The organism is Xanthomonas bromi (genome assembly GCF_900092025.1).
Classification (GTDB): Bacteria; Pseudomonadota; Gammaproteobacteria; order Xanthomonadales; family Xanthomonadaceae; genus Xanthomonas; species Xanthomonas bromi.
This window is the reverse complement of record NZ_FLTX01000013.1, coordinates 15808-34372: the sequence shown is the minus strand read 5'-3', so window position 1 is coordinate 34372 and position 18565 is coordinate 15808. Positions and strand designations below refer to the sequence as shown.

The 18565-nt window shown below is 65.6% G+C and carries 17 protein-coding genes and 2 pseudogenes; 10 read left to right on the top strand and 9 right to left on the bottom strand.

Annotated elements, in window-relative coordinates; all coding sequences use genetic code 11:
• Nucleotides 1-136: 136 nt before the first annotated feature.
• Nucleotides 137-1036 carry a DUF1932 domain-containing protein gene (locus tag XBLMG947_RS05265; RefSeq protein ID WP_065466720.1) on the top strand — a complete coding sequence of 300 codons (900 nt, stop codon included), beginning with the start codon at nucleotides 137-139 and terminating at the stop codon, nucleotides 1034-1036.
• Between the two features lie 247 nt (nucleotides 1037-1283).
• On the opposite strand, the gene XBLMG947_RS05260 is transcribed toward XBLMG947_RS05265, so the two are convergent.
• Nucleotides 1284-2018, bottom strand: a complete 735-nt coding sequence (locus XBLMG947_RS05260; RefSeq protein ID WP_065466719.1) for a hypothetical protein — start codon at nucleotides 2016-2018, stop codon at nucleotides 1284-1286.
• A 446-nt stretch (nucleotides 2019-2464) separates the two neighbouring features.
• Here XBLMG947_RS05260 and tagK point away from each other — a divergent pair.
• A pseudogene (tagK, locus tag XBLMG947_RS05250) lies at nucleotides 2465-3124 on the top strand (transcriptional regulator TagK).
• A 178-nt stretch (nucleotides 3125-3302) separates the two neighbouring features.
• Here tagK and XBLMG947_RS05245 read toward each other — a convergent pair.
• Nucleotides 3303-3749, bottom strand: a complete 447-nt coding sequence (locus XBLMG947_RS05245) for a universal stress protein (protein ID WP_065466717.1) — start codon at nucleotides 3747-3749, stop codon at nucleotides 3303-3305.
• A 260-nt stretch (nucleotides 3750-4009) separates the two neighbouring features.
• A complete protein-coding gene (locus tag XBLMG947_RS05240; protein ID WP_065466716.1) occupies nucleotides 4010-4591 on the bottom strand; it encodes a sugar O-acetyltransferase in 582 nt (193 codons plus the stop codon).
• Nucleotides 4592-5058: 467 nt separating this feature from the next.
• Between XBLMG947_RS05240 and XBLMG947_RS05235 the strand changes: the two genes are divergently transcribed.
• Nucleotides 5059-5274, top strand: a complete 216-nt coding sequence (locus XBLMG947_RS05235) for a hypothetical protein (RefSeq protein ID WP_065466715.1) — start codon at nucleotides 5059-5061, stop codon at nucleotides 5272-5274.
• Nucleotides 5275-5457: 183 nt separating this feature from the next.
• Here XBLMG947_RS05235 and uvrD read toward each other — a convergent pair whose 3' ends face one another.
• Nucleotides 5458-7644 carry a DNA helicase II gene (gene uvrD / locus XBLMG947_RS05230; RefSeq protein ID WP_065466714.1) on the bottom strand — a complete coding sequence of 729 codons (2187 nt, stop codon included), beginning with the start codon at nucleotides 7642-7644 and terminating at the stop codon, nucleotides 5458-5460.
• 428 nt (nucleotides 7645-8072) lie between these two features.
• Nucleotides 8073-9467: an FAD/NAD(P)-binding protein gene (locus XBLMG947_RS05225; RefSeq protein ID WP_065466809.1), complete on the bottom strand. Its 1395-nt coding sequence runs from the start codon at nucleotides 9465-9467 to the stop codon at nucleotides 8073-8075.
• Between the two features lie 167 nt (nucleotides 9468-9634).
• On the opposite strand from XBLMG947_RS05225, the gene XBLMG947_RS05220 reads away from it, so the two are divergent.
• Complete coding sequence (locus tag XBLMG947_RS05220; RefSeq protein WP_065466713.1) at nucleotides 9635-10030, top strand: VOC family protein; 396 nt, start codon at nucleotides 9635-9637, stop codon at nucleotides 10028-10030.
• 10 nt (nucleotides 10031-10040) lie between these two features.
• Here the strand turns inward: XBLMG947_RS05220 and cls are convergent, their stop codons facing one another.
• Both cls and XBLMG947_RS05210 read right to left on the bottom strand, forming a co-directional pair.
• Nucleotides 10041-11459, bottom strand: a complete 1419-nt coding sequence (gene cls / locus XBLMG947_RS05215) for a cardiolipin synthase (RefSeq protein ID WP_065466712.1) — start codon at nucleotides 11457-11459, stop codon at nucleotides 10041-10043.
• Between the two features lie 16 nt (nucleotides 11460-11475).
• Nucleotides 11476-12819, bottom strand: coding sequence for a LysR family transcriptional regulator (locus XBLMG947_RS05210; protein ID WP_065466711.1), 1344 nt, complete (start codon nucleotides 12817-12819; stop codon nucleotides 11476-11478).
• A gap of 101 nt (nucleotides 12820-12920) precedes the next feature.
• Here XBLMG947_RS05210 and XBLMG947_RS05205 point away from each other — a divergent pair, with 101 nt between their 5' ends.
• The 3 genes from XBLMG947_RS05205 to XBLMG947_RS05195 all read left to right on the top strand — a co-directional run bounded on the left by XBLMG947_RS05205 (nucleotide 12921) and on the right by XBLMG947_RS05195 (nucleotide 15891).
• Entirely contained in the window at nucleotides 12921-13592 is a 672-nt protein-coding gene (locus XBLMG947_RS05205; RefSeq protein WP_065466710.1) for a 4-carboxy-4-hydroxy-2-oxoadipate aldolase/oxaloacetate decarboxylase, read from the top strand.
• Nucleotides 13585-14640, top strand: coding sequence for a 4-oxalomesaconate tautomerase (locus tag XBLMG947_RS05200; RefSeq protein ID WP_065466709.1), 1056 nt, complete (start codon nucleotides 13585-13587; stop codon nucleotides 14638-14640). The genes XBLMG947_RS05205 and XBLMG947_RS05200 overlap by 8 nt, the downstream gene beginning before the upstream one ends.
• A gap of 228 nt (nucleotides 14641-14868) precedes the next feature.
• Entirely contained in the window at nucleotides 14869-15891 is a 1023-nt protein-coding gene (locus XBLMG947_RS05195; protein WP_065466708.1) for an amidohydrolase family protein, read from the top strand.
• 429 nt (nucleotides 15892-16320) lie between these two features.
• Here the strand turns inward: XBLMG947_RS05195 and rpmG are convergent, their stop codons facing one another.
• Nucleotides 16321-16488 carry a 50S ribosomal protein L33 gene (gene rpmG, locus XBLMG947_RS05190; RefSeq protein WP_002809462.1) on the bottom strand — a complete coding sequence of 56 codons (168 nt, stop codon included), beginning with the start codon at nucleotides 16486-16488 and terminating at the stop codon, nucleotides 16321-16323.
• Between the two features lie 13 nt (nucleotides 16489-16501).
• Complete coding sequence (gene rpmB, locus XBLMG947_RS05185) at nucleotides 16502-16738, bottom strand: 50S ribosomal protein L28 (protein WP_002809459.1); 237 nt, start codon at nucleotides 16736-16738, stop codon at nucleotides 16502-16504.
• A 297-nt stretch (nucleotides 16739-17035) separates the two neighbouring features.
• On the opposite strand from rpmB, the pseudogene XBLMG947_RS21125 reads away from it, so the two are divergent.
• The 3 genes and pseudogenes from XBLMG947_RS21125 to XBLMG947_RS05175 form a co-directional block, all read left to right on the top strand.
• Nucleotides 17036-17401: pseudogene (locus tag XBLMG947_RS21125) on the top strand (hypothetical protein); the annotation flags it as partial.
• A 36-nt stretch (nucleotides 17402-17437) separates the two neighbouring features.
• The gene (locus XBLMG947_RS24015; protein WP_306345524.1) at nucleotides 17438-17968 is read left to right on the top strand and encodes an XVIPCD domain-containing protein; all 531 of its coding nucleotides are present in this window, start codon (nucleotides 17438-17440) and stop codon (nucleotides 17966-17968) included.
• A 22-nt stretch (nucleotides 17969-17990) separates the two neighbouring features.
• Nucleotides 17991-18503 carry a hypothetical protein gene (locus XBLMG947_RS05175; protein WP_065466706.1) on the top strand — a complete coding sequence of 171 codons (513 nt, stop codon included), beginning with the start codon at nucleotides 17991-17993 and terminating at the stop codon, nucleotides 18501-18503.
• The last annotated feature ends 62 nt before the right edge of the window (nucleotides 18504-18565 follow it).

Sequence of the window (18565 nt, the reverse complement as noted above, 5' to 3'; positions counted from 1 at the left end):
ACGATGTCTTTGGCAGTGCGATGCTTACGGCGACGTCGTGTCAGCTCTGTAACGATAGCGCCCGGATGTCGCTCGCCTGGTAGTGCGTCCCATCGGGCAGCCCGTGCCATCGAACCCTTCGCGCAGGAGTGATTGCATGGCTACACCTGGCAGCTCCATCGCCTTCATCGGCTTCGGCGAAGCGGCCTGCGCCTTTCTCGAAGGCTGGGCCGTGGACGATCCTGCGAGCATCAGGGCCTACGACATCAAGAGCGATCAGGCCAACACACGCCAGACCATGCTCGACCGCTATCGACAGCACGGCGTCACCGGATGCGACACGGCCGCTGCGGCAGTGGCGCAGGCCGATATCGTCTTCAGCCTGGTCACCGCCGACTGCGCGCATGCCGCGGCGCGTAGCGCGGCGCCGTCGCTGCGTGCCGGCGCGCTGTGGTTCGATTGCAACTCCTGCGCACCGGACACCAAGAAGGCGACCGCCGCAGATATCGAAGCCGCCAACGCATGCTACGTCGATGTCGCCGTGATGGCGCCTGTGCTGCCCCAACGGCATCGTGTGCCACTGCTGATCAGCGGCCCGCACACCGACGACGCGCTTGGCGTACTGCAAGCGCTCGGCATGCGCCCGGAACCAGCCGGCGAGACCGTCGGACAGGCCTCGTCCATCAAGATGCTGCGCTCGGTGATGGTCAAGGGGATCGAAGCGCTCTGCGCCGAATGCCTGATCGCCGCACGCCGCGCCGGCGTCGAAGACCAGGTGATCGCCTCGCTCAATGCATCCGTCACGCAACGCGACTTCGGCACCCAGGCAAGCTACAACATGGAACGCATGATGGTGCACGGCATTCGTCGCGCAGCAGAAATGCGCGAAGTGGCCGTCACCGTCGCCGCGCTCGGACTGCCTGCCGACATGGCCACGGCCACCGCCGCATGGCAAGACCGCATCGGCCACCTCGGCCTGGACGCGGGCGAGGACCAGTTGCTTCCACGCCTGGACCATCTCTCCGCGATGCTGCGGCGCTTGCCATCGGTGGAGTAACGGCTGGACCGGCCGCCAGCCTTGCCGACCGCAGCGAGTGGGCTGGATGATCGCTCCGCGACGGTCTGGTCGATCCAGACTTGACTCCGCTATCCATTCACAGCCGCCCGAGGCAACGACAGCCGTGATCGATCAGTGAGCGCAATGACCACCGACATTCCAGCGCTCTCGGTCTCACACGAACGACCAACGGCGCCATTCCGTCTGCCGGCATTTACCTGCGCGCAGCGACACAGGCCACCCACGCTCAGCGCTTGGCTGCCTCGCAGAGTTTGCGATTGAACCAGGTGGACCTGGCGATGGGCAGGTACGTGTCCCAGTCGCTGGGCGGAAGCATCGTGCTGTTCTGATCCAGCTCGGCTTGGAACGCGTCCTCGTCGTGGCTGCGACCCGCCATGCTGCCGTCCAGCGCCGCCAGACACTCCTGCGGGCGGTTCAGGCGCAGCAGGGTGAGGGCGCGGTCGTTGGCAAAGCGGTCGCGATCGCGCCAGTTGAGGAACTCGCCGCACTCGCTTGCGAACGCCTGCATGCCGGCAAGTGCTTCGGCATAGCGCTTGCCGCGATAGTCCCGCAGATACGCTTCACGTCGTCGGCTGCTGGCAGCGGAGGTGCAGCCGGCCGGCAGTTGCAGATAGTCGCCTTCGAAGCCGGCGCGCACGCCGCAGTAATCGCGGCAGCTGTCCTGGGTCAGTGCGGCGATGGTGAAGCCGCCCGCCACCGGCGTGAACGAGAGCTTGCAGGGCGCGTCGACAACTTCGCTCACTTCCGCCCTGTCGCCCTGCAGGGTTCCCGACAGCGAACAGCTGTGGCCGTTGGCGCCCACAGTGTGAATCTTGAACTGGCGCGCCCCACCCTTGTCGCTGACCTGCAAGCTGCCCCAGCCTTGCTTGGTGCCGTATTCGCCGGGCATCGGACCGGCCGCCACCGCGCCGAACGTCACCAGCCACACCAGTGTCCCGCACCATCCATATCGCCGTGCCATCGCCTCGTCCTGTGTTCGACCAGCGCGCAAGTGTGCGACATCGCGGCGACGCCAGGCGAGTCAGGTGTAGACCATCAACCCCACTCGCCCCACCTGGACCAAGCCCCTTCACGCCTTTGCATCGATCCTCCTCATCGTGCCTTTCTGGCCCATGCGCCAGCTCAAGGCCGCGCTAGCTAGCGGCAGGCCTGCACGACCGCGCACTCGGCAGCTTGTATGAAATCGGTGGCGCTCTGCATCGTGGCATGGGCGCGGGTGCTATCGCGCACGTAGATGGCCCGCATACACGCCTGCGGGCTCGGCTGGCGCTCATAACCGATCAGGCGTTGGCCCAAGTTCAGCTTCTGGCGATTGCCGGATGCCGTTTGCAGGCCACGTCGCCGTGCGGGACCCCACAGGAACGCTTGCGTGATCGAGCGCCAACTTTGCGAAACAGACGTGATGGATTGGCGATGCTTTTCTCGGTTGACCAAGGGACAGGCCCCGGGGAGTGGGCCGCAGGCAACACAGCGCATGAGCAACACCGATTATTACAGTGCCATCGTTCCGCAAGCATCCTCGGCCGTCGAGATGCATGCGCCGCTGATGATCGACCTGCTGGCCTACATCGAGCGGCACATCGGCGAGGCGGAGCTGGATACCGAGTCGTTGCAGCAGGCATTCGCGTTATCGCGCGCGTCGCTGTACCGCCTGTTCCAGTCGCGTGGTGCGGTGGCCAGCTATATCCGCGAACAGCGGCTATGCACGGCGCACCGCTATCTGCAGGCCTACCGGATTGCAGCCTGACGTGGTTGTTGTACGAAATGGGCTTTGCATCGGAGCGGCAGTTTCAACGCGCCTTCCAGCAACGCTTTGGCATGCCGCCGATGCAATGGCGTCGCCAGTGCCGCGCCAAACCGCACGCGCCCACGCCGCGACGTGGCCAGCATGTGCCGATGTGGCGCTTCATGCGCGAACTGAGCCCGCACACCCAACGCGTTGACGTTCCGGTGCGCGCCGGCATGTTGCCGCTGCAGGGCGCTCCGCTCGCGCATACCGAAGCGCTGCGTCGTCCTGGCCGGCCGCTGCGTGCGCGTGCGATCGAGCTGGAGTCCGCGGATCGGTAGCCATTGCTCGCTACCAAGCGCTTACGAACACCGCTGCAGCGATCGGTGAACAATCGCCGCACCGCGTCGCTGTCGGCGCAGCATCGCGATGAACGCGAGTCCTGACCAAGATGCCGCGCCGTAGCGATCGGCCAACAGGGCGCAAGGCCGCTTCGACACGGCGACACGGCGACACGAATCAGCGAATCACCAGCACCGGAATCGTGCTGTGGGTGAGCACTTCCACCGTCTGGCTGCCGAGCAGCATGCGCCGCACGCCGCGGCGACCGTGCGAGGTCATGATGATCAGGTCGCTTTTGCATTCCTCGGCGGTCTGCACGATGCCTTCGGCGGCGAAGCGATCCAGCACATGCCGCGGCGTGGCCTTGATATTGGCAGCAGCGGCCAACTCCAGTGCCGGACGCAGGATCTTTTCGGCCGCCGCTTCGCGCTCGGTGCGGTATTCGGGGCTGGCTTCGTCGCCCACGCTCCAGCCCATTGCGTCGTACATGCCCATCGCCCACGGCTCGGACACGGTGACGATATCCACTTTCGCAGCGGTCGCCTTCGCCAGCTCCAGGCCTTGAAACAAGCCGCGGTGCGACAGCTCGGATGCATCGATGGCGATCAGGATTCGTTTGTACATGATGACCTCCCGGATGGACCGGCGGCCTCGCCGGCGACTTCAGATTGGCGGCACTCAGCATCACACATCTTGATACGGATCAATCAGACAGCTGGCGGACGGCAGCGCTGGAAGCGGCTCACCCAACCTGGCGAGCGCTTGCCAGGTAGTTGCTGGCGGCGCATTCAAACGCATTGGCCGCGCGCGGCCTTCGCAGCGCACCGGCCGCGCTCGCCTACCGGCTGTGCAGGCGCGTTGTCAGCTGCTCTGCTGCGTTGCCTTCAGTCGATGGGCACGGCATCGGGAGCGTGCCGGGGTTCGCGCACGCGCGCCGGGTTGCCGACCGCGGTCGCACCGGCCGGCACATCGCGGGTGACGACCGCACCGGCACCGATCAGCGCATCGTCGCCGATGCTGACACCCGGCAGGAGGATCGCCCCGCCACCGATCCACACATTGCGCCCGATGCGGATCGCCCGCCCGAACTCCAGCCCGCTGGCACGTCCGGCGGCATCGCGTGGGTGATCGGCAGCGTAGATCTGCACGCCGGGACCGATCTGCGTGCCGTCGCCGATGTGCACCTCGCAGATATCCAGAATCACGCAATTGAAGTTGAGGAACACCCCGGCGCCCAGGCGGATGTTGTAGCCGTAATCGCAATGAAACGGCGACCGAATCACCGCGCCGGCGCCTACCTCGGCAAGACGCTCGACCAGCAAGGCATGCCGCTGCGCGGAGGGCTGCGCAGTGGTGGCGTTGTAGCGCATCATCCACTCCGCAGCCGCCGCCTGATCGGCCTGCAGTTGCGCATCGGCCGCGCTGTAGAGTTCGCCTGCCAGCATTTTCTGTTTTTCCGTCTGCATGCCGTCGCGCGCTCATTGCAATGAAGTGGTGCCAGGGTGGCATGGATGTGGCACCGCGCGCATCGAGCGACGCACCAATGGCCCCGATTGCCGACTCAAAGCGGCTTGCGGAACGTCGCGATCAGATGATGAGTTGAAGCGACTGGCGCGCTCACCACCGAGGTGGCAACAGCCAAAGCGGATTGTCGAGCGCCGGCCTCACCCGCGTGACGGCTGCGTCGCCATTCCAATGCGTGCCGCATCCGTTGCAATGCCGCTGTGCGAGCATCGATACTCCCGATCACGCCATTCCGGCACGACCACGCTCAAGGATGACGTCATGACACGATTTGCAATCGCCTGCGTTGCACTGTTGCTATTGGCATGCCTCAGCACACCTGCTCGTGCAACTTCCTCACTTTCGTTCGAAGGCGGCGGATACGCGATGACCTTCGAAGTCGGCGGCGATCCTCGTCCCGTCATCGCCAGTGTTCCATTTCTACGCGCCGGGCGACAGCAAGGGGGTGGTGTTGCGCAGCGACTTCCAGGTCAAGACGTTCGATACCAAGCGCCGAATCCTCCGCCTGATTTACGCCGGAGGCGACAAGCGTGTTCCGCCCTTTACCCTGGTCGTGCTCGCAAACACGTCCACACTCAACGTGAACGGCAAGCAGATCAACTCAACCTTCAGTTGGGAAATGTGAGCGCACGACAAAGCAACGGAGACGACGCTTCATCCACCTACCATCTGCCGCAAGGCGGTCACGCGATCTCGCTCGACGCATGACGTGCACCAGCGGTTGGTTCCTATTGCCCCACGCAGAATGCATTCGCACGCTGTCCCCGCCCCCTGCAGAACACGCAATCGCAGGCGAGTGAGCCCCTGACTACACCACCGTCAGATTGGCGTAGGCCATCACCAGCCACTTGGCGCCGACCTCATCGAATTGCACCTGCACGCGCGCATGCGCGCCGGCGCCTTCGTAATCGACGACCACGCCGCCACCGAAGGTAGGGTGCTCGACATTGGCGCCGAGCTTGATCGGCGCCGCTTCCACCACGCCATGCACCGGGCCGCCACGCGCCGCGCCCAGCGAGGCCGTACGCGAGACCTGCACCTTGGGGCGCACTTCGTGCAGCAGATCGCGCGGAATCTCGCGCAGGAAGCGCGAGGGCACGTTGTAGTTGTCCTGGCCGTGGATGCGGCGCGATTCGGCGTAGCACAGCACCAGTTTCTGGCGCGCGCGGGTGATACCCACATACGCCAGGCGCCGCTCTTCTTCCAGCCGCCCGCTCTCTTCCAACGAGCGCGCACTCGGGAACAAGCCGTCTTCCAGCCCGACCAGGAACACGATCGGAAATTCCAGGCCTTTTGCCGAATGCAGCGTCATCAGCTGCACGCCTTCTTCGCCGGCCTGCGCCTGGCCTTCGCCGGCTTCCAGCGAGGCGTAGGCCAGGAACGCCACCAGCTCGGTCATGCCCTGGCTGTCTTCATCGTCGGGGCGGGTGAAACGAGAGGCCACCGAGACCAGTTCGTCCAGGTTCTCGGTGCGCGATTCCGAATCCAGCCCGCCGCGGCTTTCCTTGGCCCAATGTTCGCGCAGACCCGAGCGCATCAGCACGTGATCGATGCGTTCGGCCAGTTCCATTTCACCGGTTTCGGCATGCAGCTGACCGACCAGGCTGAGGAAGGTGGCCAAGGCGTTGCGTGCGCGTGCGGCCAGCGTGTTCTGCTGCGTACACAGCATCGCCGCTTCCCACAACGACAGCGCATTGGCGCGCGCCAACCGGCGCACTTCATCCAGCGTGCGATCGCCGATGCCGCGCGTGGGCGTATTGACCGCGCGCTCGAAGGCGGCGTCATCGCTACGGTTGGTGAGCAGACGCAGATACGCCAACGCGTCCTTGATTTCGGCGCGTTCGAAGAAGCGCATGCCGCCATACACGCGGTACGGCAATTGTTCGGAAATCAGCGCCTCTTCCAGCGCGCGCGATTGCGCGTTGCTGCGGTAGAGCACCGCTACTTCGCCGTAGCTGCCGCCATCGCGCACCCATTGCCGTGCGCGCTCGACCACATAGCGCGCTTCGTCCACTTCGTTGTAGGCCGCATACAGATCGATCGGGTCGCCATCGCCGGAATCGGTCCATAGCTGCTTGCCGATGCGGTCCGGGTTGTGCGCAATCACCGCATTGGCCGCGCCCAGGATGTTGGCGCTGGAGCGGTAATTCTGCTCCAGCCGCACGGTTTGCGCGCCGGGGAAATCCTTCAGGAAGCGCTGGACGTTTTCGACCTTGGCACCGCGCCAGCCATAGATGGCCTGGTCGTCGTCGCCCACCACGAACACGTGGCCGGTCTCGCCGGCCAGCACGCGCACGAAGGCGTACTGGATGGCGTTGGTGTCCTGGAACTCGTCCACCAGGATCTCGCGAAAACGCGCGCGGTAATGCGCCAGCAATGCCGGCGTGTCGCGCAGTAGCTCATGCGCGCGCAGCAGCAACTCGGCGAAATCCAGCAGGCCGGAGCGGTCGCAGCGTTCCTGGTAGGCGGCGTACACCTGCCGGCGCACCTCGGTCCAATCGTCGTTGGGCTCGGGCTGGATGTGCTGCGGACGCCGGCCTTCGTCCTTCTGTTCGTTGATCCACCAGCTCATCTGTTTGGGCGGATATTTGCTTTCGTCCAGCTCCAGCGCCTGCACCACGCGCTTGACCAACCGCAGCTGGTCGTCGCTGTCCATGACCTGGAAGCCTTCCGGCAGCCGCGCATCCTGCCAATGCAGACGCAACAGGCGATGGGCCAACCCATGGAAGGTGCCGATCCACATGCCGCGGCTGCCGTTGCGCAGTTGCAGGTCGGTGCGGTGGCGCATTTCGCCGGCGGCCTTGTTGGTGAAGGTCACCGCGAAGATGCCGTGGTTGGGCACGCCCTGGACTTCGTTGAGCCAGGCGATGCGATGGATCAGCACGCGCGTCTTGCCGGAGCCGGCGCCGGCCAGCACGAGGTAATGCCCCGGCGGCGCGGAAACGGCCTCGCGCTGGGCGGGGTTTAAATGATCGAGCAAATGAGAGACATCCACCGGCGCATTTTACCGGTTGTGGCGTCGCTGCGGCTGAGATTGCGATGAAAGGGCTGGGATTGCTGCCCCCATCCGCCCTTCGGGCACTTTCCCCCGCAAGCGGGGGAAGGCTGCACGTTGGTTGCTCTAGCGCCTGCAAGAGAAGGCAGGGCATTGGTTGCTTTGGCACCTGCGAGAGAAGGCAGCACGTTGGTTGCTCTGCCGCCTGCAAGAGAAGGCAGGCGGATGCTCGCCCTCACCCCAACCCTTCTCCCGCCTGCGGGAGAGGGGTTGGGGTGAGGGCGCGAGGCGTAGCCACGACAAATGTGGGTCTCCGAGGCTTCGCCCGCACCCGCATCCGGCGCTATGCGTCACCTTCGTCCCTTGCAGGGGCCACTGTCGCAGCGGGACAAGCCAACACCGCTCGTTTCCCGCTCCCGGCACACCGATCAACGCCCCAGCAGCACCAGCAGATCCCGCGCAATCGCCGCCGCCTGCTCACGCAATTCAGGCACCGCCAGGCTCTCCCACAACGACCCGATGCGCAGACTTCCGATCACGCGCAGCCGCCGATTGGCGCGACCATCGGCATCGATCAGGCCGCCATCGGCGTCGGTGTCCACCCCGATTCCATGCGGCCCGGCCACTGCGACGCCCTGCCCCAGCAGGTGTTGCAGCAGCGGGTTACGCATGGCCTGCACGCGCATTTCCACACCGGTGGCATTGACCAGGGTCTGCACATCCAGCTGCAAGGCATGTCCGGCACTGGCGGCTCCGGCGCTCACGCGCACGCAAGCGCCCACCTCGAAGGCCACATCCAGCCGCGCACGATGCACCTGCAACTGCCCACGCGCCTGCATGGCCTGCAGCTGGGCATGCACAGGTGCGGCGATGCGATGCCGATGCACGTCCCAGTAGCGCACCACATGTCGCAGGAAACGGCGTTGGTCGGCGACCGAGAGCGTCTGCCACAGCACCTGGCTCAGTGGCCGGATGCGCTCCATCACGCTCTGCCAAGGCAAACCCTGCGCCAGTGCATCACGCGCATGCCGACGCAGCGTGCGCATGCGCGCGCGCAGCGGCATTGTCAGCAGCGGTTGCGGATCGAACGCCGCTACGCCGCCGTGCGCCTGCGACAACGGCAACAGCCCATGCCGCGACACCACATGCACCGCCGCGCGATGCGCCTGCGCGGCCAGCGCCACCACCGTATCGGCCATGCTCAAGCCGGAGCCGACGATGCACACCGCCGCGTCCTGCGGCAATGCTGCCACCGCCGCGGTGTCCCAGGCCTCCACCCGCTGCGCGCGCGACAACCCGGCGGCACCCCGCAGCGGCAGCGGCCGCAGCGCATTGCCCACTGCCAGCACCACTGCGGTGGCCTGCAACACCTGTCCATCGTCCAGCTGCACCAGCGCGCCGCCGACAGTGGGTTGCAGGGTCTGCACGCGTGCGGTGTACACGCGCAGCGATGCCGGGCTCCGCGTCTGCGCCGCCTGCAGGCGACCGCGTAGATACGGTGCGTAATGCCGGCGCCCCACGAACTGCTGCGGCAACGGCGTCTCGTCCAGTGCGAGGCAACTGGCGTTCGCACGCAGGTAATCGACAAAGTCGTTCGGCAGCTCCGCCAGCGCACTCATGCGCGCGGCCGGCACATTGAGCAGGTGTTCGGCACGCGTCGTGGAATACGCCACGCCTTCACCGAGCACCGCATGCGGCTCGATGATGACGATCTGCAACGGCGCCACGGCCTGACGCAATAGCTGCAGCGCGACCAGCACACCGGAGGCGCCGCCACCGACGATGGCGATCACTGCATCGCCGGACTCACGCAGTTCATTCATGCCGGCATTGTAGGCGATGCGTTGCAAGACCCATCGTCGTTAGCTGCGCGATTGTCGTGCCACAGCGCCGCGAGCGCGGCGTGGGTCAATGCCTCCCACACGCACGGCATCGCAAGCGCTTACGATCGGCCGCTCAGCATCGGCACATGCCCCGGGAGGCCTGCACCATGTCCATCGCCTTGGTCAGGCTCATCCTCTACGTCCGCGATGTGGCGGTGGTCAAGGCGTTCTACCAGGCCCACTTCGCGCTCCCCGTCACCGCGGAGATCGCCGACGAGTGGGTGGTGCTCGCCGCCGGCGGCATCGAGCTGGCGCTGCACCGGGTGGGCGAAGCCTACCGGCAACCACCGGCGGCGCATGCGGTAGACGCTGCAGCGAATGCGGCCCACGCCACCACCAAGCTGGTGTTCGCAATCACTGCCGATCTGCCCGCGCATCGCGAGCGACTGCAGCACGCCGGCGTGCACGTGGGCGAACTCAAGCGTTACGCCGGGTTTGCGTACCAGATGTACGACGGCCGCGACCCGGAGGGCAACGTCTTCCAGGTCATGCGCCTGGATTGACGCAAGCGCCCTACATCAACGCATCGGCCAGCCGCGCAATGCCCTCGCGGCTGCGGCGCCAGGCTGGGCGACGACGCCACTGTTCCAGCTCCAGTTGGCGTGCATTGGCCAGATAGTCCTGCTCGATCTCGCGCAACCGCTGCACCACCCCGGTGTCGTAGCAGAGCATGCCGATCTCGGCATTGAGCGCGAACGAGCGGATGTCCAGATTGATCGAGCCCACCAGCGCGATGTCCTCGTCCATGCTCAGGTGCTTGGCATGCAGAAAGTGCGGGCGATACAGCGCAATCTTCACTCCGCAGCGCAGCAGCTCTTCGAAATAGGCTTCCTGCGCCCAGGCGGCCAAACGCTGGTTGTTGCTCTCCGACAGGATCAACTGCACATCCACACCCGAGACCCCAGCGATGCGCAACGCGCTCAGCAAGGCCTCATCGGGCACGAAGTACGGCGTCACCAACACCACCTTGCGCCGTGCCAGATGGATCACTGCGTTGATCGCATCGCGCGCATTTTCGAAGGGATACGCCGGACCGCTGGGCAGCAACTGCGTGGCGATATTGGCCTCGCACACCGGTGCGTCCGGCCACACGTCCAGGCGCTGCCCGGTTTCGGTGAACCAGTCGCTGGCGAACACCGCTTCCAGATGATTGACCACCGGCCCGCGCACGCGCGCCACCAATTCGCGATTGGGCACGCCATCGATGAATCCGGCCTCGGCCAGATTCTGCGAGCCGACAAACCCCATCTGGTTGTCGATGACCGCAATCTTGCGATGGTTGCGCAGATCCATGCGGCCACTGCGCCGCCAGCGCAGGCCGCCCGGCAAGACGGCAAGCACTTCCACACCGCTGTCCTGCAGGCGCTTGCGGTAACGACGCAGGCCGCGCTTGGCGCCCACCGCATCCAACAGCACACGGCAGCGCACGCCGCGCGCACTGGCGCGTTCCAGTGCCGCCACCACCGCCTCGCCCACTGCGTCGTCGAACATCAGGTAGTACAGCAGGTGCACGCGTTTTTCGGCGGCATCGATCGCGGCGACGAGGGCCTGCAGCGACTGCGCGTAGTCGTCGAGCAATTCCACCGCATTGCCCAGGGTGGGCATGAAATCGCCCTGCCGTTCGATCAGCGGCACCACCTCGGCGCTGCAGGTATCGGCCTGCGGCGTCCAGCGCAGCGCATGCAAGGGCAGCTGCTGTTCGCGGATCACCTGCGAGGCGGTGGCCTGCCGCTGCACGCGCAGCCGCGACACCCAGGGTTGGCCGAGCAACAGATACAGCGGCAGGCCGACCACCGGCACGAAGCCGATCAGCAGCAGCCAGCTACGCGCCGCACCCGGCGTGGTGCGGGAGGGAATCCACAGCAGCGCGACCAGGCGAATTGCCCAGTCCAGCGCCAGCAGCCAAGTGCCTGTCACCCAATCGGGCAGCATCGGTGATCCGTTTTCATCAGGAGCCCGATTCTGACCCGGCCGCGCGTAAACGCAACGATGTCGATGTCGATGTCGATGTCGATGTTGGTGTTGGTGTTGGTGTTGGTGTCGGCGTGCAATAGCGAAACGGCCCTCCCTGCGCATCGGCTGGCTGCACGCGCTCGGCGCAGACCTGCCGCAACGTCTGCACGAACGCCGACTGCGCGCGGGTGGGATACCAATCGCTGCGTGTGGTCATGCCGATTTGCCGGCGCAGCAGCGGCCCGGCGCTGCCGATCTCGTCGAGCAGGCCGGCGCGCCGCTCGAACAGGAACTGATCGCGCGACATCAAGGTCAGCCAGTCGTCTTCCAGCAACAACCCGCGTACGGTCAGCTCGGCGCCACACTCGATCCGCAGCGGCGGCGGCTCCAGCTGGTGGTCGCGGAACAGTTGTTCCCAGCGTGCGCGCACCGGCGTGCCGGCGGTGGCGATCACCCACGGGTAATCGAGCAGTTGCGCAAACGTGTAGGCCTGCCCGGCCAAGGGGTGGCCGCTGCGCGCCACGATCACCGGCTCATCGTCGAACAGCGTCTCCTGCAGCACATCGCGCACCGGCAACGGATCGCGCAGCGCACCGATCAACAGATCCAGGCCGCCTTCGCGCAGATGCGCAAGCAACTCCTCATACGGGCCTTCGACCACCTGGACGCTGGACCCGGGATGCGCCCGCGCAAACCGCGCCAACACCTGCGGCAACAGGATCGCACGCGCCAGCGGCATCACCCCCAGGGTGAGGCGGCCGGCGTGCTGCGAGCGCAAGGTGGCGACATCGTCCAGCCCGGCGCGCAACTCGGCCAGCGCCAGCCGCACCTGCCGCAACAGCCGCACCGCCACCGGCGTGGGCTGCATGGTCTTGCCGCGGCGCACCGTCAGCGGCACTTCGATCACATCGGCCAGCGATTGCACCGCGCGGTAGATCGCCGGTTGCGAGACACCGGCGCGCACCGCCGCCAGCGAATAGCTGCCCGCCACATCCACCGCGACAAGGGCCTGCAACTGGCCCAGCGACACCCGCCGTTCCAGGCCCGTGCGCGCCGGCAGCCGCAGCGCACGCCGCGCCACTCCGATGCCTCGGCCCAGATGCGCCAGCACCCGCTCGATACGCGGCACCAGCAGTTGGGTGGCCTCGGTGGCCGACATCCCGCCTGGATGCCGGTCGAACAGGCGCACACCCAGCTGCTGCTCCAGCCGCGCCACGGCCTGGGTCAACGCCGGCTGCGACAGGTTCACCTGCGGCGCAGCCGCGCTGATGCTCCCGGCCTGGTGCACCACAGCCAGCGCGTAAAGGTGACGCAAATTAGGTTCGGGAGCCGGCTGCATGCTCTAACTATAATCAAAATCAATATGCATACCTCAAATGAATCTTGAGCCAGCTTGCTCTGCCCGGCCAGACTCGGTACACCCTTAACGAGGATGGATGGATGAGCCAGGTCGTCACCCGGATCGAGCGCACGCCGTTGGTCATCGTCGACGGGCTGGCGCAGGCCGGCGTGGCCACGGTGCATGAGGCACAGGGACGCAGCGGGCTGCTGCACCATCGGCTACGCCCCATCTATGCCGGCTGCCGCATCGCCGGCACCGCAGTGACGGTGTCGGTCCCGCCCGGCGACAACTGGATGATGCATGTGGCCATCGAGCAACTGCACGACGGCGATGTGCTGGTGGTCGCGCCGACCAGCGCCTGTTGCGACGGCTACTTCGGCGACCTGCTCGCCACCTCGGCGCAAGCACGCGGCTGCCGTGGGCTGATCATCGACGCCGGCGTGCGCGACGTGCGCGACCTCACCGCCATGCAGTTTCCGGCCTGGAGCCGTGCCATCTGCGCGCAGGGCACCATCAAGGAGACGCTGGGTTCGGTCAATGTGCCACTGGTGTGCGCCGGGCAATTGATCCAGCCCGGCGATGTGGTGGTGGCCGACGACGATGGCGTGTGCGTGGTGCCACGCGCCACCGCCGCCGATGTGCTGGCCGAAGCGCAGGCGCGCGAGGCACGCGAACTGCTCAAGCGCGAGCGCCTGGCAAAGGGCGAACTGGGCCTGGACATCTATGCGATGCGCGAACGTCTGGCGGCCAAAGGCCTGCGCTATGTCTGAGTGCGTGCGCGCGATGTGGATGCGCGGCGGCACCTCCAAGGGCGGCTTCTTCCTGGCCGACGATCTGCCCGCCGACACCGCCGCGCGCGATGCGTTTTTACTGCGCGCCTACGGTTCGCCGGATCTGCGCCAGATCGATGGCATGGGCGGCGCCGACCCGCTGACCTCCAAGGTCGCCGTGGTGTCGCGCTCCACACGCGCCGACGCCGACGTGGACTATCTGTTCCTGCAGGTCGCAGTGGAACAGGCGCAAGTCAGCGACGCGCAGAACTGCGGCAACATGCTGGCCGGCGTTGCCCCGTTCGCACTGGAACGCGGCTTGCTGGCCACCCGCGATGGCCAGACCGAGGTGCGCATCTTCATGCGCAACACCGGCACCCTGGCCATCGCCACCGTGCAAACCCCCGACGGCCAGGTACGTTATGACGGCGATGCACGGATCGACGGCGTGCCCGGCACGGCCGCGCCGATCGCGCTGGCATTCGCGGAGATCGCCGGTGCCTCGTGCGGCGCACTGCTGCCGAGCGGGCATGCAGTGGACACACTCGACGGCCTGCAGGTCACGCTGATCGACAACGGCATGCCCTGCGTGGTGCTGCGCGCCAGCGATGTCGGCATCATTGGTTACGAAGACCGCGCCACGCTCGATGCCGACACCGCGCTCAAGGCACGTCTGGAAACGCTCCGTCTGCTCGCCGGCCCGTTGATGCGGCTGGGCGACGTGCGCGAAGCCACGGTACCGAAGATGATGCTGGTCGCTGCACCGCGCGCCGGTGGCGCGATCAGCGTGCGCTCGTTCATCCCGCACCGCTGCCATGCCTCCATCGGCGTACTGGGCGCGGTCAGCGTCGCCACTGCCTGCCTGTTGCCCGGCTCGCCCGCACATGCACTGGCGCAGTTGTCCGACGGACGCACCCAACGGCTGGATGTCGAACACCCCAGTGGCGCAAGCGGCTGCATCATCGATCTCGATGCGCAGGGTGCCGTGGTGCGCGCCGCGGTGGTACGCACGGCGCGCAAATTGTTCGATGGCGAGCTGTATGGCTGAACATTCGGATGCATCGCGACGCGGCAGCGACCGCTATCAATGCGCTACCTCTGCGCCTGTGACACACGACACGGCCGCTGAAATACCGGGCGCTGCGACCCGTGCACGTCTGCACGCGGCAACGACGACATACACCGGGACCTGCCGGTTCCGTGCACCCGATCGATCCACCTTGCGCACGGGCAACCGCCTGCCCGCCACTTCCGCTGCAACACACAGACTACCGCCATGATCATCGACTGCCACGGTCACTACACCACCGCGCCCGCCGCGCACGATGCGTTCCGCAAGGCACAGATCGCGCATTACGACGATGCGCAAGCGCCTGCGCCGGTGTATCCGCACATCTCCGACGACGCGCTGCGCGAAAGCATCGAGCAGCATCAATTGCGCCTGCTGCGCGAGCGCGGTGCCGACATGACGATTTTCTCGCCACGCGCCAGCGCCATGGCGCATCACATCGGCGATGATGCGGTGAGCCAGGTGTGGACGCGGCACTGCAACGACCTGATCGCACGCGTGGTGCAACTCTATCCACAGACCTTTATCGGGGTGTGCCAATTGCCGCAGTCGCCGGGCGTGTCGATCGCGCACTCGATCGCCGAACTGGAACGCTGCGTCAACGACCTCGGATTCGTCGGCTGCAATCTCAATCCCGACCCCTCCGGCGGTCATTGGAACGGCGTCCCGCTCACCGACCGCGCCTGGTATCCGTTCTTCGAAAAGATGGTCGAACTCGACGTGCCGGCCATGGTGCATGTCTCGGGCAGCTGCAACGCCAATTTCCATGCCACCGGCGCGCATTATCTCAATGCCGACACCACTGCCTTCATGCAGTTTCTCGAAGGCGATCTGTTCACTGATTTTCCGGACCTGCGCTTCATCATTCCGCACGGCGGCGGTGCAGTGCCGTATCACTGGGGCCGCTTCCGTGGCCTGGCCGACATGCTCGGCAAGCCTGCGCTGTCCACGCACGTAATGCGCAATGTGTTCTTCGATACCTGCGTGTATCACCAACCCGGCATCGACCTGCTGTTCGAGGTGATCGACATCGACAACATCCTGTTCGGCTCGGAGATGGTCGGCGCAGTGCGCGGCATCGATCCGCAGACCGGCCACTACTTCGACGACACCAAACGCTACATCGATGCATTGGCGATTTCCGATGCCGACAAGCGCAAGGTATTCGAAGGCAATGCGCGGCGGGTGTATCCGCGGCTGGACGCGCAACTGCGTGCGCGTGGTCTATAGCCATTCCTTACTTCCCTCGCGCTCATGGCACGCGCGGGCCTGCCTATTCTTCTCCCATCGGGAGAAGGTGCCCCGCAGGGGCGGATGAGGATGTGCCTCAAGCATCTGACAATGTCCAGAACGACAAATGCATCGCCACGCGGTTTTAAAGGTGACGCTTCGACTGCTTCGCTCCGTACCCTCGCCCCTGCCCCCGCTCCGCGTCCCTGCCCGCGCTAGCAGCGCGGGCGCTCCAAGGTACGCGCGCCAATGGCGCGCAAGCGGTACCTTCTCGCCCCGGAGGGAGAGGGGAACGCGGGCGGACGAAGGTAGGTGCCATCGGAAAATAATCGACACATCCATCAAGAACGCTGCGATCGATTCCCACAAACGCAAACACCCGCCTTGCGGCGGGTGTTTGCTTGGATGCAGATCGGGTAATCGGTGGGATTACTTGATCTTGCCTTCCTTGTACATCACGTGCTTACGCACGACGGGGTCGTACTTCATCATTTCCATCTTCCCCGGAGTGTTTTTCTTGTTCTTATCCGTGGTGTAGAAGTGGCCGGTAGCGGCCGAGGAAATCATACGAATCTTGTCACGCTTGCCTTTTGCCATGACTGCTTACTCCTCAGACCTTTTCGCCGCGCGCACGCAGCTCTTTCAGAACGGCATCAATCCCGTTCTTGTCGATGGTGCGCAATGCATGCGCGGAGACACGGAGCTTCACCCAGCGGTTTTCGCTGGCGACCCAGAAACGGCGCTCGTGCAGGTTGGGCAGGAAGCGACGACGGGTTCTGTTGTTCGCGTGGGAGACGTTGTTACCCGTCTGCACACGCTTGCCGGACACTTGGCATACGCGGGACATTACGCACCTCGATAAATGAATTGCCACCCATAGCCCGGGGAGCGGCGGCCCCGACAGCGCCAGGGCTGTCACGCAACGTTGGGAATCAAGAATTTACGCTGGAACAGGCCGGCAACCCCATTGCGCTGGGCACCGCCATCCGGAGCGATCCGGGCACAGCGAGCCGCGCATTATGCCCGGCAATTCCTTGTGCTGCAAGCACTTAACGGGAAAGCAGACGCAAGCGGCTGGCGGACCGCATACCGTGATCACCCCGTCGGGCATGCCTCCCACCGCCGCCCAGTCCCGGGCGTAGCTAATTTCCAGTTGGTGCTGCGCCCGTGCGCTCGCTCGCGACAGGCAGAAGGTCTCACCGGCCCGACGATGCAGCAGCTAAGGCCGAATGAGCAGGGTCAATACGGCTACGACAGTTCCATCGTTCACTACCAGGTCGGCCAGGATCGGATCGCCCACCAGGTCGCAGTGACCACCTCCGAGGAGCTGCGTCAGGCCAAGGCTGAACTCAGCCAGCCGACCATGGCGCAGGTGCCGACGTTGGGCACGATCTCGGTGACGGGGCCGGGCCGCCACCAGGTGCGGGAGGCCGAGCCGGTTCAGCCCGCGCAACAGAAAGCGGTGCCGGGTCCGGTGGCCGACACGCGCGCGCCTCCTGACCGCCCCACCGACACGCCGCTATCGGAACAGACCGCACCCCGTCGCATGGACCCCTTGGTCGAGCAGTTCTATGCCGCCCTGGAAGCCGGCGACGATCAGGGCACACGTGCGGCGTCAATGGCGTCTGCGCCCCCCGAGCGCTGGCAGCAGACACTGGCGGCGGCGCAAGAGCGGATGTTGGCCAAGCAGCAGCAATTGCCCGGCCGGGACAACCCACTCTTCGGGCAGGCGATGACGCACTTGGAACAGCTCTGGCCGCAGGCGGGCGGATATCTGGATCGCGTGCAGATGGAACAGGTCGCTGGTGCCGTCGCCTGTCAGGCCCAGCTGCACCAGCTGCCGCGCATTGATGCACTGACGCCAGTCCAGGACGGTCGGGCATTGCTGGCCACCTCGACCGACCAGAATCCCTGGTTGATGGACCGCGTGCTGATCGACAAGCTGCAGGCCACCACGCAACCGCTGGAGCAGAGCTTGCACCAGCTGACGGCGGAAACGCAGCGGCAGCAGGATCAGGCGTTGCTCCAAGACCAGCAGCGGCAGATGGCGCCGCAGCAACCAGAGTTCTCACGCTGATGCCATCGCTTAGTGCATTGACATGAACGACGACGCGCACGACGCGCTTGTCCAAATCGCGCTGGCCGCAGGCCGCTTGGAAACCGTGATCGCCAGCCTGCAGCAACAGACACAGGCCGCGCAGGCGCAGATGCAGGCACCAGGGAGCAGGGAGCAGGAGGAGGCCAAGTTCAGGCAGGCGATGGTGGCCTTGTTCCAGGCGCAGCAACAGCGGATGGAAAGCGCCCTGTTGCCCAGGATTGCTTGGGCCTGGAAGATCATCGCGACGCTGGCGATGTGTTTGGTTCTGCTGCTGGCGGGGTTTTTCTTGCTGCTGAATCAGGCCAACGACCAGCTGCACGCTGCAAGGGCTCGTGCGGCGGCGGCGGACGTGCGGGCGGACGTGCAGGAAGCGGCCAAGCATGTCGACATCACCTCCTGCGGCGGCCGGCCGTGCATCAAGCTGGACACCAGCACGCCGACCTGGAAGAGCCAAGGCAGCGACTACATCCTGGTGGATGCTCCATCCAATCACCCGACACGAAAGCGGCCTTAAGAGCGGACAAATCGCATTGTTGATTGCTTGTTGAAAACGCTGCGGGCCGATCGCCTCGACAG